Origin of the sequence: Pseudarthrobacter sp. TAF60_1 (assembly GCF_052113505.1) — a bacterium.
Lineage (GTDB): Bacteria > Actinomycetota > Actinomycetes > Actinomycetales > Micrococcaceae > Arthrobacter.
Genome location: NZ_JBFRDI010000010.1, coordinates 118,102 through 135,196 on the forward strand (window position 1 = coordinate 118,102; position 17,095 = coordinate 135,196).

15 protein-coding genes are annotated in these 17,095 nt (G+C 59.2%); 4 read left to right on the forward strand and 11 right to left on the reverse strand.

The features are described 5' to 3' along the window. Nucleotides 1-83 precede the first annotated feature (83 nt). Together AB4Y73_RS13105 and AB4Y73_RS13110 are read right to left on the reverse strand one after the other, a co-directional pair. On the reverse strand, nucleotides 84-416 hold the full coding sequence (locus tag AB4Y73_RS13105; protein WP_441872214.1) for a histone-like nucleoid-structuring protein Lsr2: 333 nt from the start codon (nucleotides 414-416) through the stop codon (nucleotides 84-86). Between the two features lie 482 nt (nucleotides 417-898). Beyond that, complete coding sequence (locus AB4Y73_RS13110) at nucleotides 899-2,041, reverse strand: bifunctional 2-methylcitrate synthase/citrate synthase (protein WP_441872216.1); 1,143 nt, start codon at nucleotides 2,039-2,041, stop codon at nucleotides 899-901. Between AB4Y73_RS13110 and AB4Y73_RS13115 the strand changes: the two genes are divergently transcribed. Then, nucleotides 2,040-2,276, forward strand: coding sequence for a hypothetical protein (locus AB4Y73_RS13115; protein ID WP_441872218.1), 237 nt, complete (start codon nucleotides 2,040-2,042; stop codon nucleotides 2,274-2,276). The genes AB4Y73_RS13110 and AB4Y73_RS13115 overlap by 2 nt on opposite strands. Nucleotides 2,277-2,699: 423 nt before the next feature. Here AB4Y73_RS13115 and AB4Y73_RS13120 read toward each other — a convergent pair whose 3' ends face one another. From AB4Y73_RS13120 to AB4Y73_RS13145, 6 genes are read right to left on the reverse strand one after another with little or no spacing between them, the layout of a single operon-like run. Then, nucleotides 2,700-3,815, reverse strand: coding sequence for a C45 family autoproteolytic acyltransferase/hydolase (locus AB4Y73_RS13120; RefSeq protein ID WP_441872220.1), 1,116 nt, complete (start codon nucleotides 3,813-3,815; stop codon nucleotides 2,700-2,702). Next, entirely contained in the window at nucleotides 3,812-4,744 is a 933-nt protein-coding gene (locus tag AB4Y73_RS13125; RefSeq protein ID WP_441872222.1) for an ABC transporter permease, read from the reverse strand. Before AB4Y73_RS13125 ends, AB4Y73_RS13120 begins: the two co-directional genes overlap by 4 nt. Beyond that, on the reverse strand, nucleotides 4,741-5,760 hold the full coding sequence (locus tag AB4Y73_RS13130) for an ABC transporter permease (RefSeq protein WP_441872224.1): 1,020 nt from the start codon (nucleotides 5,758-5,760) through the stop codon (nucleotides 4,741-4,743). The genes AB4Y73_RS13125 and AB4Y73_RS13130 overlap by 4 nt, the downstream gene beginning before the upstream one ends. Nucleotides 5,761-5,773: 13 nt before the next feature. After that, nucleotides 5,774-7,288 (reverse strand): ABC transporter substrate-binding protein, encoded by a 1,515-nt coding sequence (locus tag AB4Y73_RS13135; RefSeq protein WP_441872226.1) that lies wholly within the window; start codon nucleotides 7,286-7,288, stop codon nucleotides 5,774-5,776. A 16-nt stretch (nucleotides 7,289-7,304) separates the two neighbouring features. Next, the gene (locus tag AB4Y73_RS13140) at nucleotides 7,305-8,126 is read right to left on the reverse strand and encodes an ATP-binding cassette domain-containing protein (protein ID WP_441872228.1); all 822 of its coding nucleotides are present in this window, start codon (nucleotides 8,124-8,126) and stop codon (nucleotides 7,305-7,307) included. Further along, a complete protein-coding gene (locus AB4Y73_RS13145) occupies nucleotides 8,123-9,064 on the reverse strand; it encodes an ABC transporter ATP-binding protein (RefSeq protein WP_441872230.1) in 942 nt (313 codons plus the stop codon). The genes AB4Y73_RS13140 and AB4Y73_RS13145 overlap by 4 nt, the downstream gene beginning before the upstream one ends. 456 nt (nucleotides 9,065-9,520) lie before the next feature. Here AB4Y73_RS13145 and AB4Y73_RS13150 point away from each other — a divergent pair, with 456 nt between their 5' ends. The 3 genes from AB4Y73_RS13150 (at nucleotide 9,521) to AB4Y73_RS13160 (ending at nucleotide 12,151) form a co-directional block, all read left to right on the forward strand. After that, a complete protein-coding gene (locus AB4Y73_RS13150; protein ID WP_441872232.1) occupies nucleotides 9,521-10,303 on the forward strand; it encodes a GntR family transcriptional regulator in 783 nt (260 codons plus the stop codon). A 122-nt stretch (nucleotides 10,304-10,425) separates the two neighbouring features. Further along, nucleotides 10,426-11,814, forward strand: coding sequence for an acyclic terpene utilization AtuA family protein (locus tag AB4Y73_RS13155; protein ID WP_441872234.1), 1,389 nt, complete (start codon nucleotides 10,426-10,428; stop codon nucleotides 11,812-11,814). Between the two features lie 13 nt (nucleotides 11,815-11,827). Further along, complete coding sequence (locus tag AB4Y73_RS13160; protein ID WP_441872236.1) at nucleotides 11,828-12,151, forward strand: DUF4387 domain-containing protein; 324 nt, start codon at nucleotides 11,828-11,830, stop codon at nucleotides 12,149-12,151. Between the two features lie 401 nt (nucleotides 12,152-12,552). Here AB4Y73_RS13160 and AB4Y73_RS13165 read toward each other — a convergent pair whose 3' ends face one another. The 3 genes from AB4Y73_RS13165 to AB4Y73_RS13175 all read right to left on the reverse strand — a co-directional run bounded on the left by AB4Y73_RS13165 (nucleotide 12,553) and on the right by AB4Y73_RS13175 (nucleotide 17,084). Then, entirely contained in the window at nucleotides 12,553-12,678 is a 126-nt protein-coding gene (locus AB4Y73_RS13165) for a hypothetical protein (protein ID WP_441872238.1), read from the reverse strand. A gap of 984 nt (nucleotides 12,679-13,662) precedes the next feature. Continuing rightward, nucleotides 13,663-14,850, reverse strand: a complete 1,188-nt coding sequence (locus AB4Y73_RS13170; RefSeq protein ID WP_441872240.1) for an acetyl-CoA C-acyltransferase — start codon at nucleotides 14,848-14,850, stop codon at nucleotides 13,663-13,665. A gap of 74 nt (nucleotides 14,851-14,924) precedes the next feature. Further along, on the reverse strand, nucleotides 14,925-17,084 hold the full coding sequence (locus tag AB4Y73_RS13175; RefSeq protein ID WP_441872242.1) for a 3-hydroxyacyl-CoA dehydrogenase NAD-binding domain-containing protein: 2,160 nt from the start codon (nucleotides 17,082-17,084) through the stop codon (nucleotides 14,925-14,927). Nucleotides 17,085-17,095 lie beyond the last annotated feature (11 nt).

Sequence of the window (17,095 nt, forward strand, 5' to 3'; positions counted from 1 at the left end):
GCTCAGGATGCAGTATCCCGTAAATAAAAAATCAGGGCCGGAATCAGTAATGAATTCCGGCCCCGATTTTGTTTTTCCTGGCTCTAGTGAGCCGCTTCGTACTTCTCTACAACATCCCCTTGAATACGACCACGTGTATTTACTTGGATGCCGTTCTCAGCCGCCCACAAACGTACCGCTTTGGCGTCCGGGCCACCGCTCGAGGAGGACCTGGTGCGGGCTGCCGAACGGCCACGTCCGCCAGCTACTTTGCGGCCAGCGTTGGTAAAGCGTGCCAGTGCTTCACGCAGTTCGTTCGCATGACCCTCATTGAGATCAATCTCGTATTCACTGCCGTCGAGGGCGAAAGATACAGTTTCGTTAGCTTCCGAGCCGTCAATATCGTCTTCCAGAAGCACAATTGTCTTTTTTGCCATGAAATAAGGCTAACAGTCTAATGAACAAGCGGATGCGCTACCCAACAGGAAGGCACCACGCGAGTATCAGAACTATCAAGACAAGGCTTTTAGTACTCGAATTGAATGGTGAGGTGAGGGCGCGCCCGTCCTAACGGCACGCAGAGAACTGAGCAGTCCACAGTTGGGGTCAATCCGGGTTACCCACGGCTGGGATCGGGAGCCATTGGGGTAGCTCCCTCAGCAGCAGTAGCGGTGGATAACCCATCAGGATTGTCCCCGGCTGTGGGCAGCGGAACTGATTGTCCAGACAGTCTCTGGACAATTGCGCAACCTGTTGCACAGCACCCGCCCGCGCGAGCTCATCACCGGGTCGGCTGTCAGGTTTGGATCTGAGACTGTTCGCTGGGCATGTGCAGGTACTGCCTTCCGGACCCTATTCTGACGCTCTTCTCCCTGCTGCCTGACGTCAGGTTGGGGTGTACCAAGAAGACGACCGGCACCTACTCTCGTAGGTGCCGTTCTTCGATGCCGTTGTAGGCGGCCAGCGGGCGGATGAGCGAGTTGGCGTCAAGTTGTTCCATAATGTGGGCGGTCCAGCCGATGATGCGGCTCGCGACGAAGAGGGGTGTGAAGGTGGGGGTGTCAAAGCCCATGAGGTGGTATGCGGGGCCAACCGGGTAGTCCACGTTAGGTTTGATACCCTTTGCTTCGTCCATGGCAATTTCGAGCCCTTCATAGAGTCCCAGGAGCTCGGAACGGCCGTAGTGGGCCGCTATTTTGTCCAAGGCTGTTTTCATGATGGGCACGCGGGAGTCGCCATTCTTGTAGACCCTGTGCCCGAAGCCCATAACTTTGTTTTTCCGGGCCAAGGCATCTCCCATCCAGGCTGCCGCCCGGGCAGCAGCCTGGTCACGTGATTCTTCCGGTTGTATGCCGATCTCGTCAAACGTGTGCATGACGGCCTCGTTGGCACCGCCGTGGAGCGAGCCCTTGAGGGCGCCGATGGCGCCGGTTACGGCGGAATGGAGATCGGACAGTGTGGAGGCGATGACCCGGCCGGTGAAGGTGGAGGCGTTGAAGGAGTGCTCGGCGTACAAAATCATTGAAACTTTGAAGGCCTCCACAACTTCCGGAGCAGCTTCGTTCCCGAACGTCATCCACAGGAAGTTGGCAGAGTAATCTAGATCATTGCGGGGGGCCACCTGGTCCTGCCCGTGACGGCGTCGCTGGTCGTAGGCCACCACGGCCGGCATTGCCGCGAACAGATCAAGGGCCTTGATCAGGTTAACTTCCCGGGAGGAGCCCCCGGCAAGCGGATGTCTGGCGCCCATCACGGATGCCGCTGTGCGGCAAACGTCCATCGGGTGTGTTGTTACGGGCAGGGAGTCGATGACCGTTTTCAGAGCGGGGTCCAGATGGCGGCCCGCCCGCTCCCGGTGCGTGAACTCGGCCAGTTCCTCCGGCGTTGGAAGCTCACTGTGCCAGAGCAGGAATGCGACCTCCTCAAAACTGCATCTGGCAGCGAGTTCCTGGACCGGGTATCCCCGGTACAGCAATGAATTCGAGTCCGGGTTCACCTTGGAGATGGCGGTGTAGTCCACCACCACCCCGGCGAGGCCTTTGTGGATGTCCTGTTCAATCATGCCGAAACTCCTTCGGTTCCTGTGGATTCTGCTGAGCCTTCCCTGGCGGCGGCGCAAGGCAGAGCACGAGCACAGCCCGGGTCTGCCGGACGTGTTCGCTTGCGTGCCGGGAAGCCTTGTTCTTGTTGCCCCCGGCGATGGCGTTCAGGAGCTTTTTGTGCTCGCGAAGCGCTTTCACGGCGTCCGGGACGAAATCCCCGAGCAAGCGGGCACCCACCGCCTCAAGCACGGCTGACAACCCCGGATTGCCCTGATCTCTCTGACGGCTCCGTGGAAGGCCAGGTTCGGGGCCGAGAGGGCAGCACGGTCGCGTTCCTGGAAGGCGACGCGTGCCTCGTTCACGAACCAGCGCATACCGCGGACTTCACCGGACTTGCCCCGGGACGCCAGCCGGGGCGGAGGCCCTCCAGCGCCTCGCAAAATGGAGCAAGTCCTCGACGTCTTTGGCTTGGAGACGCTTTACGAGCACCCCTCGGCGCGCTATTTCCGGGATCCGCACCAGCTCTCGGGGGGCCTCGGCCACGCGTTATCACGCAAGTTTGCAACGGGTTGGTACTCGGCAGGGGCTTGAGTGCCGCGGCCAAGTCCAACTTTTCCCCGACAGGCTCAGCGCCCGCTGTGTCGGTGGATGACCATTATTTCCGGGGCCTCACTACGGTCATGGGAGAACGACTGGAATCAATACGAACGGAGCATCGTGGAGCGGTTGCGTGACCCGCAGACGCATGGTCAGCGTCTGCGGGCTGTAGATTGCCGTAGAAGTAGTCAACCAATCAGCCTCGTCCCGCCATATTGTTGGATCCATGAGAATTTGAGTAGTCGATTCGATGAGATCATCACCACGGACGGACGCTGCAGCCGCTTTCGACTCCATGCTAGCCAAGCGCTGGCGTGAGTCGATGCTCTGGGGACTAGTGGAACTTTGCAGCATGAATTCAACGGATTCCTGGTGAATGAAGTGATTTGTGGCAGCGAGGTGGTGATCAGTTTTACGTCGCACTTGAGTGCTTTGGTACCCCGATTCCACTACCGCGATCGCCCCAGTGGCGTCGGCGAGAATAAGGTTCCCGAATCCCATGTGGGGGAGATCGGTGAGCAGTTCGAGAGCCGTTGCGACATCTCCGCATTCTTGGAGCACGTGGGCCATAAGCGTGAAGCGGGGCAGGCCAGGTCCAACGTCCCGTGATGGTACGTGTGTATCTGCAATCGCCAAGCCTCGCTCGTTCATACCCGACGAATGCGCGTCGGGCGCACCGGCCGTGGAGAGAGCAAGCCACCGGTTCCCTTTGTTTGGAGTGACCCGCAGGACCGTTTGCATGTGAAGGAACCGGCGGTTATTGTCTCGATTCTTCCCCAAGACAGGATTGGTGGCAGATCCCGACCAGGCGATAGTGCTGCACCCATCGCGATCATGAGCTGATAAGGCAGGTTTGCCGTTTAGGCAGTCTAGGTAGCTGCCGAGAACGGCTAGCAACAGGCCTTCAGATGCCAGATCAAATTCCTCTGCCATAGCCGCTATTTGCTCAAGGGTCCCTGGAGCCCGCCTATTTAGCGTCCTTTCAGCATCGGTGAGGTGGCGACGTACTACTGGATCGCGGAGCGAATGGCGGCCAGACACGTGCTCGATCCAGTCCGCCACGTCCTCCCGGAGGTGCATAGTCGCTCGGGCATGGGCGACACCGATTTCAGTTGGCGTTCCGCCCGCGTCAATCAGGGAGAAGCTGCGCGTTATGTCTCGCTTCATTACGTCTCTCTCAGGTCGATAGTAGGTCATGTGATCGAACGGGCGCCTGGCTGCCCCCCGCCGGGAGCAGCTACCAATGGAGGGGGAGCTTTGTCCCCGCGCGAGTGTTTAACGATCATTGTTTGTCGGCGCGGGTCGAGGGCATCCCGAATGCTGTCTCCGACCATGTTTACGGCCAGCACTACAAGGAAAATAGCAAGACCCGGCAGGGTGGCCAGCCACCATGCGTTAGCAATGTATGCTCGTCCGTCCGCAAGCATCGCTCCCCAGCTCGGCTCGGAGGCGCTGGCACCGAGTCCGAGGAATGAAAGTGATGCCTCGGTAACAATTGCGACACCCAGCTCGAGCGTCGCCACCACAAGTACCGACGGAAATATGTTCGGCAGGATGTGCTTGAGCATCAGCGCGATGTGCGAGGCGCCTAACCCCTTTGAAGCAAGGACAAACTCACGTTCCCGCAGCGACAGGGCTTCAGCTCGAACGAGGCGGGCGTACGTGACCCAGCCTGTTACGACGAGCGCTATGACAATGTTCGTGAGTCCAGGGCCTAGGACTGCAACGACTGCGATCGCAAGAAGCAAGAACGGGAAAGCCAGCCAGGCATCGACAATCCGCATGAGGACAGTGTCGATCCAACCACCGAAGTAGGCGCTGACAAGTCCAACGGCGATTCCGATGATCCCTGAAAATAAGACAGCAGCAAAGCCTACGACAAGTGACACCTGTGTGCCGTGAATTAGCCGTGACAGGACATCACGGCCGAGCAAGTCGGTGCCCAGCAGGTGCCCGTCGCTCAGAGGAGGAAGGAGCCGAATTGAGAGACGCTGCAGGTTGGGATCGATTGGAGAAAGCAGTGGTGCGGCGATGCCCACAACGGTGAATACGACGAGTGCGAGAAATGCCGCGGAATTCACCCAGGAATTGCCCATGAGTCTATGAAGCTTGGTGATTTTTGTCATCGCGCACTCGTCTTCTGGAGTTTGATGCGGGGGTCTAGCCACCCGTGAATAATGTCAGTGAGGAAATTGATGGCAACAAATGCCAGCGCGAGCACAAGAACTGCACCCTGGACGATCGGATAGTCGCGACCGCTGATTGCTTGGACGGTAAGAAGCCCGACCCCCGGCCATGAAAAAACGGCTTCGATTACAACTGCACCGCCGAGAAGTCCGCCGATTCGCATTCCCATGACGGTCACGCTTGCCGGCAGGGCGTTCCGCATCATATGCCGGATCACCCGTGGATAGGCAAGACCACGTGCGGTAAGTGCTTCGATGTAGTCCTGAGATTTTACCTCGAGCAGGCTGCTCCTGAGCACCCTCACGAGCGTCGCGGCGATCGCTGCACCGAGTGTGACTGCGGGAAGGACCAGATGCTGGAGTCCAGACCAAAGCGCTTCCCAGTTGCCTTGCAATAGAGAATCAAGAATTACCAAACCAGTTAATGGCTGGTATCCAGCGTCCATACCTATTCGACCACTTACTGGGAAGATCTGAAACGTCACGGAGAACAACAGGATGAGAACGATGCCGAACCAAAAGCTCGGCAGCGAAATTCCGAACAGAGCTATGACGCTGCCAGTCCTGTCCCAGATGCTTCCTTGACGAAGAGCGGAGACGATGGCGATGGGGACGGCGATAAGAATCGCGATGACTAGCGCAGCCAACGTAAGCTCAATAGTGGCGGGAAACGCTCCACCGATCATGTCGCCCACTGGCAGGTTCCTTCGAAAGGATTCGCCCAGGTCGCCTCGGAGAGCATTGCCCAGAAACAGTGCATATTGGACCCACAGAGGCTGATCAAGGCCGAGCTGGGCACGATACGTTGCTTTTTCCGCGTCGCTAACATTTTCGGAAGCGAAAATCGCGTCGACCGGGTCTCCTGGAATCATATGGATGAGCAAAAATACGATGATTGATACACCAAAAGCCACGATGGCGCTCTGGCCGAGCCGACGTAGGAAGAATTGAAGCATTACCCAACTCCCTTTACTTGACGTTCACGGTCTTGACATCGATGCGACCGATGGGAGAAGGCTTCCATCCGTCGACCTTCGTCGAGACGCCGTAGATCTCTTCCGCCGTGAAAAGTGGCACCCAGGGTGCATCGTCCATCACGAGTTTGGTGGCCTGTGCATATATGTCCTTGCGTTGGTTTACGTCAAGGGTGGAACGTCCAGCGATGATGAGTTTGTCAACGTCGGGGTTGGAGTACCCCGTGTCGAACGAAGCGGTTCGGCCTTCAGACCAGAAGTGCCGTGCAAAAATCACGTCGGCATCGCCTTCTGAAACACCCCACGTGTTGATATATGCCTGGCTTGCTCCTGAGCGAATGCTGCCATCGAAGGCCAGCGCCTCAAGCACACGCACTTTGGCATCAACGCCGGCTGCCTGCAGCTGCCCTACGATTGCCTCCGCGAGCACACGATTTTCTTCTTTGACATCAATGGTGATTGGTGCCGTCGTCCTCGATAACACCGCAGAGGCGCTGTCAACGTTGTACTCGTATCCCTTAAAGGACTCGCTATAGCCAACCATTTCTGGGAATGCTGGCTGGTTCACCGTATTGGCATACCCCAAGTACAGCCCATCGACGATTGCTTTTTTGTCTATGGCCTGGTTCATTGCCTTTCGAACCTTGACATCGTTGAATGGTGCCTTTGTTACATTCATTGCCAGGAATGCAATACGCGTGCCGTTGATGGACGCGGCTTTGGTTGCACCGCCAAGGGTTTCGGCGAGATCGGGCGGGATATTGGTGGCAATATCGACCGTACCCGATTGGAGAGCGGCTATTCGAGACGATACCTCGGGGATCGTATCGAAGACCAGACGGCTGATTCTGGGCGCGCCACCCCAATAGTCGTCGTTTTTCTCAAGGACCACACGAGAACCTGAGTTTTCCGAGTTGCTGAATTTGAAAGGACCAGTGCCGACGGGGGCTGCCGCGAACTTCTCATCTCCAACTTCCTTCACGTATGCCGGGGGAACGATTTCGTTGACAGCCAAACTAGCGAGCAGCGTGGGCGCAGGGGAGCGTGTGGTGATTACGACAGTCAATTTGTCCTCGACCGTGACATTTTCGATCATTGAAAGCATCGAGGCGCGAGGCGATTTTTGCTTAGGGTCAAGTACGCGTTCAATACTGTATTTGACCGCTTCGGCGTTAAACTCTTCGCCATTGTGGAATTTCACTCCGTCGCGCAACGTAAATCTCCACGTGGTGTCATTGACCTGGTTCCATGCTGTCGCTAACTCCGGCACCGGAGCCAACTTGTCGTCCTGATTGACGAGCGCCTCGAATACGTTACGGACGACAGTCTGGGTGACACGGTCGCGATGCATCGCCGGATCCATAGACACAACAGGGGATACCTGTGCCACTGTGAGTGTCGCCGAGCCCGTCTTCGTGGGCCCGGTTTGTCCTGCCTGGGAGCAGGAACTCAAGATGAGAGCGGCGGCAAGGGCGAAGCCGGTAAGAACGGCTTTTCGCGTTTTTTTCATATCGATCTCCTTGTTATCAGTACAACGCCAGATCGTTACCGCGGCGCAGCGTGGGGTCGGGTATCGGTATCGCTGCAAGGAGCGTCCGTGTGTATTCGTGTTGCGGATTGCGGAAGAGCTCATCGGCAGCGGCTTGCTCGACGATTTCGCCGTTTTTCATCACGGCGACCTCCGAACAGAAGCGCTCGACAATTGCTAGATCGTGGGAGATGAAGAGATACGTCAGTCCGCGCTGTTTCTGAAGATCGGTCAAAAGGTTCAGGATCTGCGCCTGGATAGAGACATCCAGCGCAGACACGGGCTCGTCCAAAACCAGAAGGTCCGGGTCGACAGCAAGTGCGCGGGCGATTCCTATCCGCTGGCGCTGTCCGCCTGAGAACTGGTGTGGCAACCTATTTGCTGCACTTGAGTCAAGCCCGACCTGCTCAAGCAGGGTAATCACTCGATCCTTTCGGTCGCTGCGCGTGCCTATCCCGTGAATGCGCATTCCTTCGCAGACAAGTTGCTCGACCGTCCATCGCGGGTCCAGCGAGGCGAACGGGTCCTGGAAAACCATCTGCACCTGTCGGCGGACCCGCAGCAGGGATTTCCCTCTGGCGGCCAGGAGATCCTCGCCGTTGAGTAGAACGGAGCCGGAATCGGCATGCTCGAGTCGTGTGACAATGCGAGCTGTTGAAGACTTGCCGGATCCGGATTCTCCCACCAGACCGAATGTCGAACCGGCCTCGATACTGAACGACACGTTGTGAACAGCGGGCGGTACCTTGTGGCGAACTAAGCGTCCGAGGCCGTGGCTATATGTCTTGTGGAGGCCGTCGACTTTGAGCAGTATCGTCATAGTTCTTCCACCATCAACTTTCCTTCGCCCACTCGGACACATCGGTGCTTAGAATGCCCGGTGTTGTACTCGGAGGGCACGGCTTCAACGCATTGCGGCGCTGCGAAGCGGCATCGCGGAGCAAACGGACAGGCTTGGAGAGTTCCCCGAATCTGCACCGGGTTGCCCGGAATCGCTTCGAACCTTTCCCGGTCGCCGAGTTTCGGCAGCGAACGCATCAGGGCTGCGGTGTACGGATGGTGGGGTTTTGAGAACAGGCTAAGCGTGTCGGCCTCTTCAACGAGGACACCGCCATAAAAGACAGCCACGCGGTCGCAAGTTTGCGCAACGACTCCGAGATCGTGCGTTATCAGAATTACTGCCGCACCGCGATTTACCGCGATGCGTCGGAGGAGCTGGAGCACCTGTTTCTGCACAGTGACATCGAGTGCGGTCGTCGGCTCGTCTGCGATGATGAGCTCGGGGTCAGCAATTAGTGCCGAAGCGATTACCACTCTTTGCCGCATACCTCCAGAAAGCTGGTGAGGATAGCGCTTGAGTTGCTCGCGGGGGTTCTTAAGCCCTACTTCGTCAAGCAGATTAGCCGCCTTCTCCATCGCTGCTTTGCGCGAGATCGGAAGATGGGCCTGGAGCGCCTCAACGAGTTGATCGCCGATCGTGTAGACGGGATCAAGGGCCGCGAGGGCGTCTTGAAAGACGAACCCTATGCGCCTCCCACGGATCTTACGGAGCGATTGTCGGTCGGCGCCAAGTATTTCTCCGCCGCTGAGCTCAACACTTCCGCTCACGTCTGCGTACTTCGGGAGAAGGCCGAGAATCGATCGGGCGGTGACGCTTTTGCCCGACCCGGATTCACCGACGATGCCCAAGAATTCGCCAGCAATGATATCGAAGGAGACACCAGATACCGCGGCAATGTCGCCAATTCTGATTTTCAAATCACGCACACTGAGCAGCGGAGTGTCCGTAGGACGACTATCGGGACCTAGCACCCCAACGCCATGCCTCGTGGATGGGAGCATTTCGATCCTTTCTGACCTAGTCTGTGGGTGATCAATTTTTTGGCTGTAAAACGCATTGGGCACTCAAGCACCATTCGCAGAAGGCAGATGCCATTGATAGTGCTTTCCGAGAATGAGGACGTCGACCCCCTCCGTACCCTCGGGGTCCCTGCGGTCCAAGCTTTGGGGTAGGACGAGGTCTGGCTAAGGTGCTCTACCAGGAGCATCGGATGTGACCCCTTGAACAAGTAGTCGTTGTAAACTCATGAACTGTAAGTACCACTCGTGTTGCAGTGGTTATGACCAGTTGTGGGAGCTTATCACTGACGCCTCCTCGGACGTAACCCCCTAAAGCGATTAAAGTTTGACCATTACAGGAGCGATGTGAGCGCAATGACCAACGAACCAGTCGGTAGCGTCGGGGTGATGCACCGAGGTACTGGCGTGCCCTTATACGTGCAGCTCGAGCGCCTCTTCAGGGAGAAGATTACCGCGGGCGACTGGAAGGAGGGTATGCAACTGCCATCCGAGAGAGAGCTCTGCGATCTCTTCCAAGTCAGCCGAATTACAGTGAGACACGCCATTTCTCTTGCAGAAAGTCAGGGTCTTCTCACGCGGGTGCAAGGTGTGGGCACATTCGTCGCTGCTGGAAAGTATGAGCAGACTCTGTCGGAGGTTAGAAGCTTTGAAAAATCCCTGGCACAGCTCGGGCTGGCAGCAACCACAGCCATTCACTCGGCCGGTAGTGCTGTCGGGGAACTGTGGATCACTGGTACGTTGCGGCTTCCCGCGGCCGTTCCCGTATGCAGTCTTCAGCTAGTTGGAAGCGGCGATGGACGCCCGCTGGTCTTCTACGACAGCTATTTTCCGGCTGACATTGGCCGGAAGATGGTGGCAGCAGCGCAAAAAGCAAGCAGCGAAGGCATTCCCTTTTCCACCTTGGAGCTGTATGCCATGGCAGGTGTTTCGCGGCCAACAAAGATTGAGCAAACGCTGGAAGCGGTGGTTGCAGATGAGCGTCTTTCCTCCCTCCTCAAGATAGATGAAGGCGCGCCGATTCTGCAGATTACCTCAGTCGTCTCAACGACCGAGACGCCCGTTGAGTACCGCAAAGCGTTCTATCGCGGGGATAAGTACAAGTTCGCCTTGGAGCGCAGCCTGGCTGACATGGTTTAGCGCCCTCGTTCGCCCCCTTTCCCGAGGTCCCGCCCCCGCTTCCTCGCACACCGACTCTTGACATCCCTGCCTTGCCCTGCCATGGTGGGCTTGCTGGTTATAACAGGTACTGAAGGAGTCCCGTGAAAGATCAAATCAGGATTGTAAGTCCGAATGGGCATCTCGGTTTCGCCCCGACGAAAGAGGAAAGCTTCCGTATAGCTGCCGCCACACGACCGGACTATTATTGCGCCGACTCAGGAAGTGACGACATCGGAGCAACGGCACTTGGAGCCGACAGGTCCGTCAGCATGTATAGATGGCAGAAGCACGATCTCGAGCTCATGCTGCTTGCGTCGCGCGACCAAAACGTTCCCATGATCATCGGATCGGCCGGCGACTGCGGTACAAATAGCCGAGTTGATATGTTCGTTGATATCATCCGTGATCTTGCAAAGGAACATAATCTCCCGCCCTTCAAGCTGGCCTACTTCTATTCAGAAGTTGAGACGTCAAAGCTACGGGACTTGCATGACCGCGGCATCGTTATTGAGGGGCTCGACGGACGCTCGAATTTGACTGGTGAAGAGATCGATAAGACCACACGGGTTGTAGCCGTCGCTGGAATTCATCCATTTGTAGAGGCACTTCGGCTTGGTGCTGATGTCATCATAGGTGGCCGGTCGAGTGACTGCGCCATCTTTGCTGCACCGGTAATATTCGAAGGTTTTCCCGAGGAACACGCATATTATGTTGGGAAAGTGCTGGAATGTGCGTCCTTCTGTGCTGAACCCTATGGGGCCAAGGAAAGCGTAATCGGTACGGTAACACGGGACGACGTCAAAGTGACAGCAATGGCACCCTGGCAGCAATGCACGGTGGCAAGTGTTGCCGGGCACGCCATGTATGAACGATCAAATCCCTACTTCGAGTACTTCGCGGGCGGCATGCTCGACATGACCGGTTGTCAGTATGAACAGTTTGATGAGAAGACCACGCGAATTACCGGTCAGAAGTACATTCCTATCGAGGGTGATACGAAAGTAAAACTAGAAGGCTCCGGCTTGGTAGGGGAGAAGTACATCGGAGTTGCGGGAATTCGCGACCCCTATTCAATTGCCAATATCGACAAAGTCATTGAGCTTACGCGAGGACAGGTTCGGGAAGAGTTCAAGGATGATGAATATCATTTGAACTTCCGGATATACGGCAAAAACGGTGTAATGGGCGAAATGGAGCCCATCAAAGAAATCAAGTCCCACGAACTCGGAGTTGTAATTGAGGGAATCGCTGATTCCATGGAAATGGCTGAAGCAGTAACACTCATGGCTACCAGACAGCTCTTCTATGCGCGGCTGCCAGAAGTGAAAGGAACTGCGGGCACCGCTGCCTTCATTGTCGACGAGGTTCTTCGTTCTACACCATCGTATTCATGGACGATGAATCACGTTCTACCAGTCAAGGATCCGATGGAGCTTTTTCAGCTTCACGTCATCGATATCACGGCGGATGAGCCCGCTCTGGTTCACTAACGAAGGAAACAACATGGCAACCAGGACCCTGAATGATTTGGCCAAAACAATCCGCAGTAAAAACGCCGGGACAGACCGGATCACGTTCGATATTATCTTTTCCACCCGCGAAAATTACGAGCTCGTTCGTGACTCAAAGTTGATATCTCGAGAGACCATATCCAGCCTTTTTAACATTGACGACGAGCGGATCTCAGATTTTGTGACCTTCGATCCCGCCAACGCGATAAAGTTCACGATCCAACGTCCGATGCCGAGTGGCAGCCCTGGCGAAGGTGACATTTTTGGATGCCAGCAATATCCTCCGCTGTTGGATATCCAAATTCCTGTCTCCTAATGGACCATGTAGCTCCCGGAAAATGACGTCCTCCAGAGGCCTCACCCTCAAATAATGGTTTCAATGGAGTTTCGGCACCGAAACCATGCATGGCTCTTGTTGCCCTCCGCCCAGTGTCCACGGCTCGTTTGCCGGCGCGTCGCGTTTAGGCATGGTTGGTCTGTTTGATCCGGTAGCGGCCGTGGCCTCCCGGCGGCGAGAGGGCATCTGAGTCTGTAGTTGGTGAAGTTGCGGAAGGCTCGGCGATTCTGCTGGTGGTTTCGATTACGCCAGTGATCGCTATGGTTGTCCCGTTGGCGGCTCCCGCGGTGTCTGGGTAGGCCAGGAGGCCTCCTGCCATTGTTGGAGTGTCCAGCCGGGGCAGGGGACTTCCGGTATGGGGCAGGTCGGGAACGATGCAATCACTCGTTGACGAGTTCACGGCCCGTTCCGGCTTTGGCGTGGTAGATGTTGCGGAGCTTCTGGTAGCACTGCCAGGGCAAGGCGACTTCGTGGTCCAGGTCCCCGATGGTAAGTTTCGCGTCCAACCGTGCAGAGTGTTGTCGCTGGGGTGTTCGGCGCCGTTCTGCAGGGTCCTGCGGAGTCCGTAGAGCAGATTTCCCTTGTTTCCCCGGTTCCCGAGAGTGTCCTGGTGGATCCTGCCGCGTACCTGTCGACCATGGCCGAGCCGAGCTTCGCAAACGTGGGAGGCGGCCAGGATGGTGATGGCTTAGGGGAGTTCGTCGCGCATCGCGTGCGCAGCCGCGAAAGGGATCCAGCGCCGCGGTCTTTAAACCAGTCGGCATAGGCCTTCCCCGACGGCCCGGGACCATGTCCAGCAGCGGGCATGCACCAGGCCGTGGGCGTCGCGGGTGGTCAACGATTTCGGTGACCACACCCGATCCGGGCGGTCCGGTGTGGGACCAGACATGCTCATCGACACCGAGCGCATTCACCCCGACGTAGTGTCCAGGGTGACGTTCGTGGGTGGGGTCCTCTTCAGGGCGCCCTCATTAATTTTCTGCTGGCGTGAACGTACGTCTGTGGGGATTTAATCTCGGCGTCTCCGCCAAATGGCGATCATCGCAACATCGATGCCTGCATCGAGCATGCGCATTGGCTGCTGCGATCACATGCTGGCCGACCCGGGAGCGATCGCGTCCCGGCTGAATTGACGCCTTGTTCGTGTGGAAAAAACGAAGGCCTTCGGTTTTGCCCGGTGCGCATCGATGGTCTTGAACAGCCGCACGGCTTCGGACCTCGGGGGGTGGTCGGGGTCCTTGCGCCCCTTCCCACGGCAGCTGACGTGGACGCCTTTTTCCTCCCGCACCACGCCGGAGCGGCATCAGCGCGCCTGCGCCCTGCGTTAGACACCCTAATCATGCTTATCTGCGAAGGGCCTTTGAGGTTCCGGCGACGTTTTCACTAACGGAGTGCGAGCGTAGCGAGGGAGATAAAGAGTAAATCCGCCGCGGTTGCGGACCTGACAGGGTTCGGTCAGCCACACCCTGATTGCTGGGAAATAGGGTGCGTCAGCGGAACAGTAGCAGTGCTTCGCCTTGGCCGCCGCCGCCACACAGTGCCACGGCCGCCTTGCCGGTGCCGCGGCGCAGGAGCTCGTGGACGGCGGAGACGACAACCCGTGCTCCGGAGGCGCCGATGGGATGGCCGAGGGCAATCGCTCCGCCGTTGATGTTGACTTTATCCAGGCCGAGGCCGAGCTGTGCCGCCGAGTGCAGGGCAACGGAGGCGAACGCCTCGTTGATCTCCACGAAGTCCAAATCCCTTACGGTCCAGCCCGCCCTCGTGAGTGCTTCGGAGATGGCGCGGGCTGGTTTGTCCGGCAGCGAGGTGTCCGGGCCGGCGGTCTGTCCCGCGGCACCGACGGTCGCAAGGATTTTGAGGCTATGGGATTCGGCGTAGCCGCGGGTGGTCAGGACGACGGCCGCCGCGCCGTCGGTGAGCGGGGAGGCGTTGCCGGCGGTCACCGTGCCGGTGGTGGAGAAAGCCGGCCTGAGTTTGCCGAGTGACTCTTCGGTGCTGTTGGGACGCACGCCCTCATCGGTTCCTGCGAGTTCGGCCTCCTCCCGGCGCTGGGGCACCTTGACCGGGACGATCTCGGCGTCGAAGAGCCCGGCGGCCTGGGCTGCCGCCGCACGTTGGTGGGAATCGGCGGCGGTTTTGTCCTGATCGGCACGGAGGATGCCCAACGCCGCGTTGGCGCGGTCCATGGCCAGCCCCATGGATTCCTGGTCGAAGGCGTCGGTGAGGCCGTCGTGCGCGGCGGAGTCGATCAGCGCCGCGTTGCCATAGAGGTGCCCGGCGCGGGAGCCGGTGAGCAGGTGCGGGGCGTTGGACATGGATTCCTGACCGCCGGCGACCACCACGGCGGCTTCTCCCAGCCGCAGCAACCGGCTTGCCTCGATGATGGCGCTCAGCCCGGACAGACACACCTTGTTGATGGTGGCCGCGTGCGCGCTGAGCCGGATGCCTCCGGCGACGGCGGCCTGCCGGGCGGGATTCTGCCCGGCTCCGGCCTGGAGTACATGGCCCATGATGACGGCTTCGATGGCGTCCGGCCGGACCCCCGCCATTTCTAGCGCCCCGGCGATGGCCGCGCCACCGAGTTCAACGGCGGTCAGCGCGGCGAGCTGGCCCATCAGCTTGCCCTGCGGTGTGCGGGCGGCACCAATGATGACAACATCAGAACTGGTGTTCATTTTTCTCCTTGGACTGGACGGACTGGAAGTTGGGTGGGTCTGGGCGGTATGGCCCTTTAGCCGCCGGGCGGGCGTCAGCGGGAGGCAGGAACGGGTACGCACAGGCCCGGGTGGAAGGCGGTGTCTGTCTCGCGGTCCAGCAGCGGGGTCAGGCCGCCGGTGTGGAAGGGGTAGTTGGCGCCGAAGATCATACATAGGTCGATTTGTTCAGGCCCGGCCACCACTCCCTCCTCCAATATTGTGGTGACTTCTTCGGCCAGCGCGGCCAGAATCCTGACTCGGACGGTGGCCGGATCAACTGCCACGGGCTGCGGGAGAAGAGAGGCCGCAGCAGCTGGGATGCGGCCGCCGTCGTCGAGATAACCGGGCAGACCAGCGGCGACGAGGCCCCTGAGACTGGTACTGACGCTAAAACGCTGTGGATAGGTCTGGTGCATTTTCTCGCAGATGTGCAGCTGAACAGCCGGGCCGATGAACTGCAGCAGCTGCAGTGGAGTCATCGGCAGGCCCATCGGGTCAAGGGCATGGTCGACGGTGTCAGGGTCGGCCCCGTCATCCAGCAGGGCGAGGACCTCGCTGAAGAGCCTAGTCAGGACACGGTTGACCACAAACCCTGCCGTGTCCGTTGCGAGCACGGGGGTCTTGCGCAGCTGGCGGGCCAGCTCGAACGCCGTCGCCAGGGTGGCCTGGTCCGTTTGCGGGGTGGTGATGATTTCCACCAGCGGCAACACAGCCACGGGGTTAAAGAAGTGGAGGCCAATCAGCCGGCCGGGATTGGCCAGCGCATCGCCCATCGCCTCGATGGAGAGCGAGGAGGTGTTGGTCAGCAACAGGGCGTCCGGCCGGAGCAGCGGTTCCAGCTCAGCGAACACCGCCCGCTTAACCTCCAACTTTTCGAAGACCGCCTCGATAACCACGTCGCAGTCCGCAAACGCGGTCTTGTCGGTACCGCCTGTGACCAAGGCGCGGATTGCGGCGGCTCCGGCACCGTCCAGGCGCCCGCGGGCCACAAGCTTGTCCAGCTGACAGGCAATCCACTCCAAGGCGCCGTCCACCCGCTCCTGCGAGAGGTCCGTGATCCGCACCGGTACGCGGAGCTGCTGCGCAAAGACAAGGGCGAGCTGGCTCGCCATCAGCCCCGCCCCGACCACGCCGACCGCGCGTACCGGCAAGGGTTCGGCGTCGGGACGTCCCGCCGGGTTCTTCGCCAGCGACTGGGTCACATGGAAGGCGTAGATGCTGGCGCGGGCCTCATCGGAGAGCAGCAGTTCGCCGAACGCCCGGATCTCTGTGGCCGGGTCCGCGCTGGCGGGGCCGGCGCCCGGGCCGGTCGGCCCGGCCGCTCCGGACGCTCCTGCGGCGTCCGTGGCAGCCTCGGCGGCTCCAGCGATAAGGTCTAGTGCGCGATAGGGCGCGGGCGCAGCACCGTGAAGACGGGAATCGAGCTGGGTCCGGAAGTCCGCCAGCGCAGGGAGTCCCGCCGCCAGCGTCGTGCCGTCGACTGCACGGGACGGCAGGCCAGTGGTTGCGCGGACGGGAATGGCGCCAGCGAGGATGCCGGCGGCGAAGTCCAGCGAGGCTGCGAGGAAACCTTCCTCCGGAACCACGGCGTCAACCAGCCCGATTTCAGCGGCAGCCTGCGCGGAGAGGTTCTTCCCCACAAGCGAGTCCGCAATCATGAGGCGGGCCGTCAAAGCGGGGCCAATCAAAGCCACGGTGCGCGGGATGCCGCCCCAACCCGGGATCAGGCCCAGGCGCGCCTCGGGAAAGCCCAGGGCTCGCACCGAGTCCGCAACCACGCGAAAAGAAGCATGCAGGGCCAGTTCGAGTCCCCCGCCCAGCGCAACACCGTTGATGAACGCAAACGTGGGCACGGGAAGCGCCTCAAGCAAACCGAAAGCCTCAAGCCCCTGACGTGCGACGCCCTCGGCGTCTTTGGGCGTGGCGGCCTCGGTCATTTTCTTCAGGTCCGCACCGGCGCAGAACACCGGACCCGTAGCGGTCACGGCCACCGCATCCACCTTCGACAGATCCAGATCGCGCACCGCGGCAGCGAAATTGCCCAGGGAAGCCGGCCCCATGGTCACCGGTCGGCGGTCAGGGTTTTCCAACGTCAGAACGGCAAAGCGGTAACCCGCATGGCCAAGATAGTAAGTCCGGATCTCCGTCACCACCTCAGCCGAGACAGACAACTCGCCCCAAGTGGCGTGGGGCAGTTCGGGCTTCTCGGACACGGCGCTCCCTT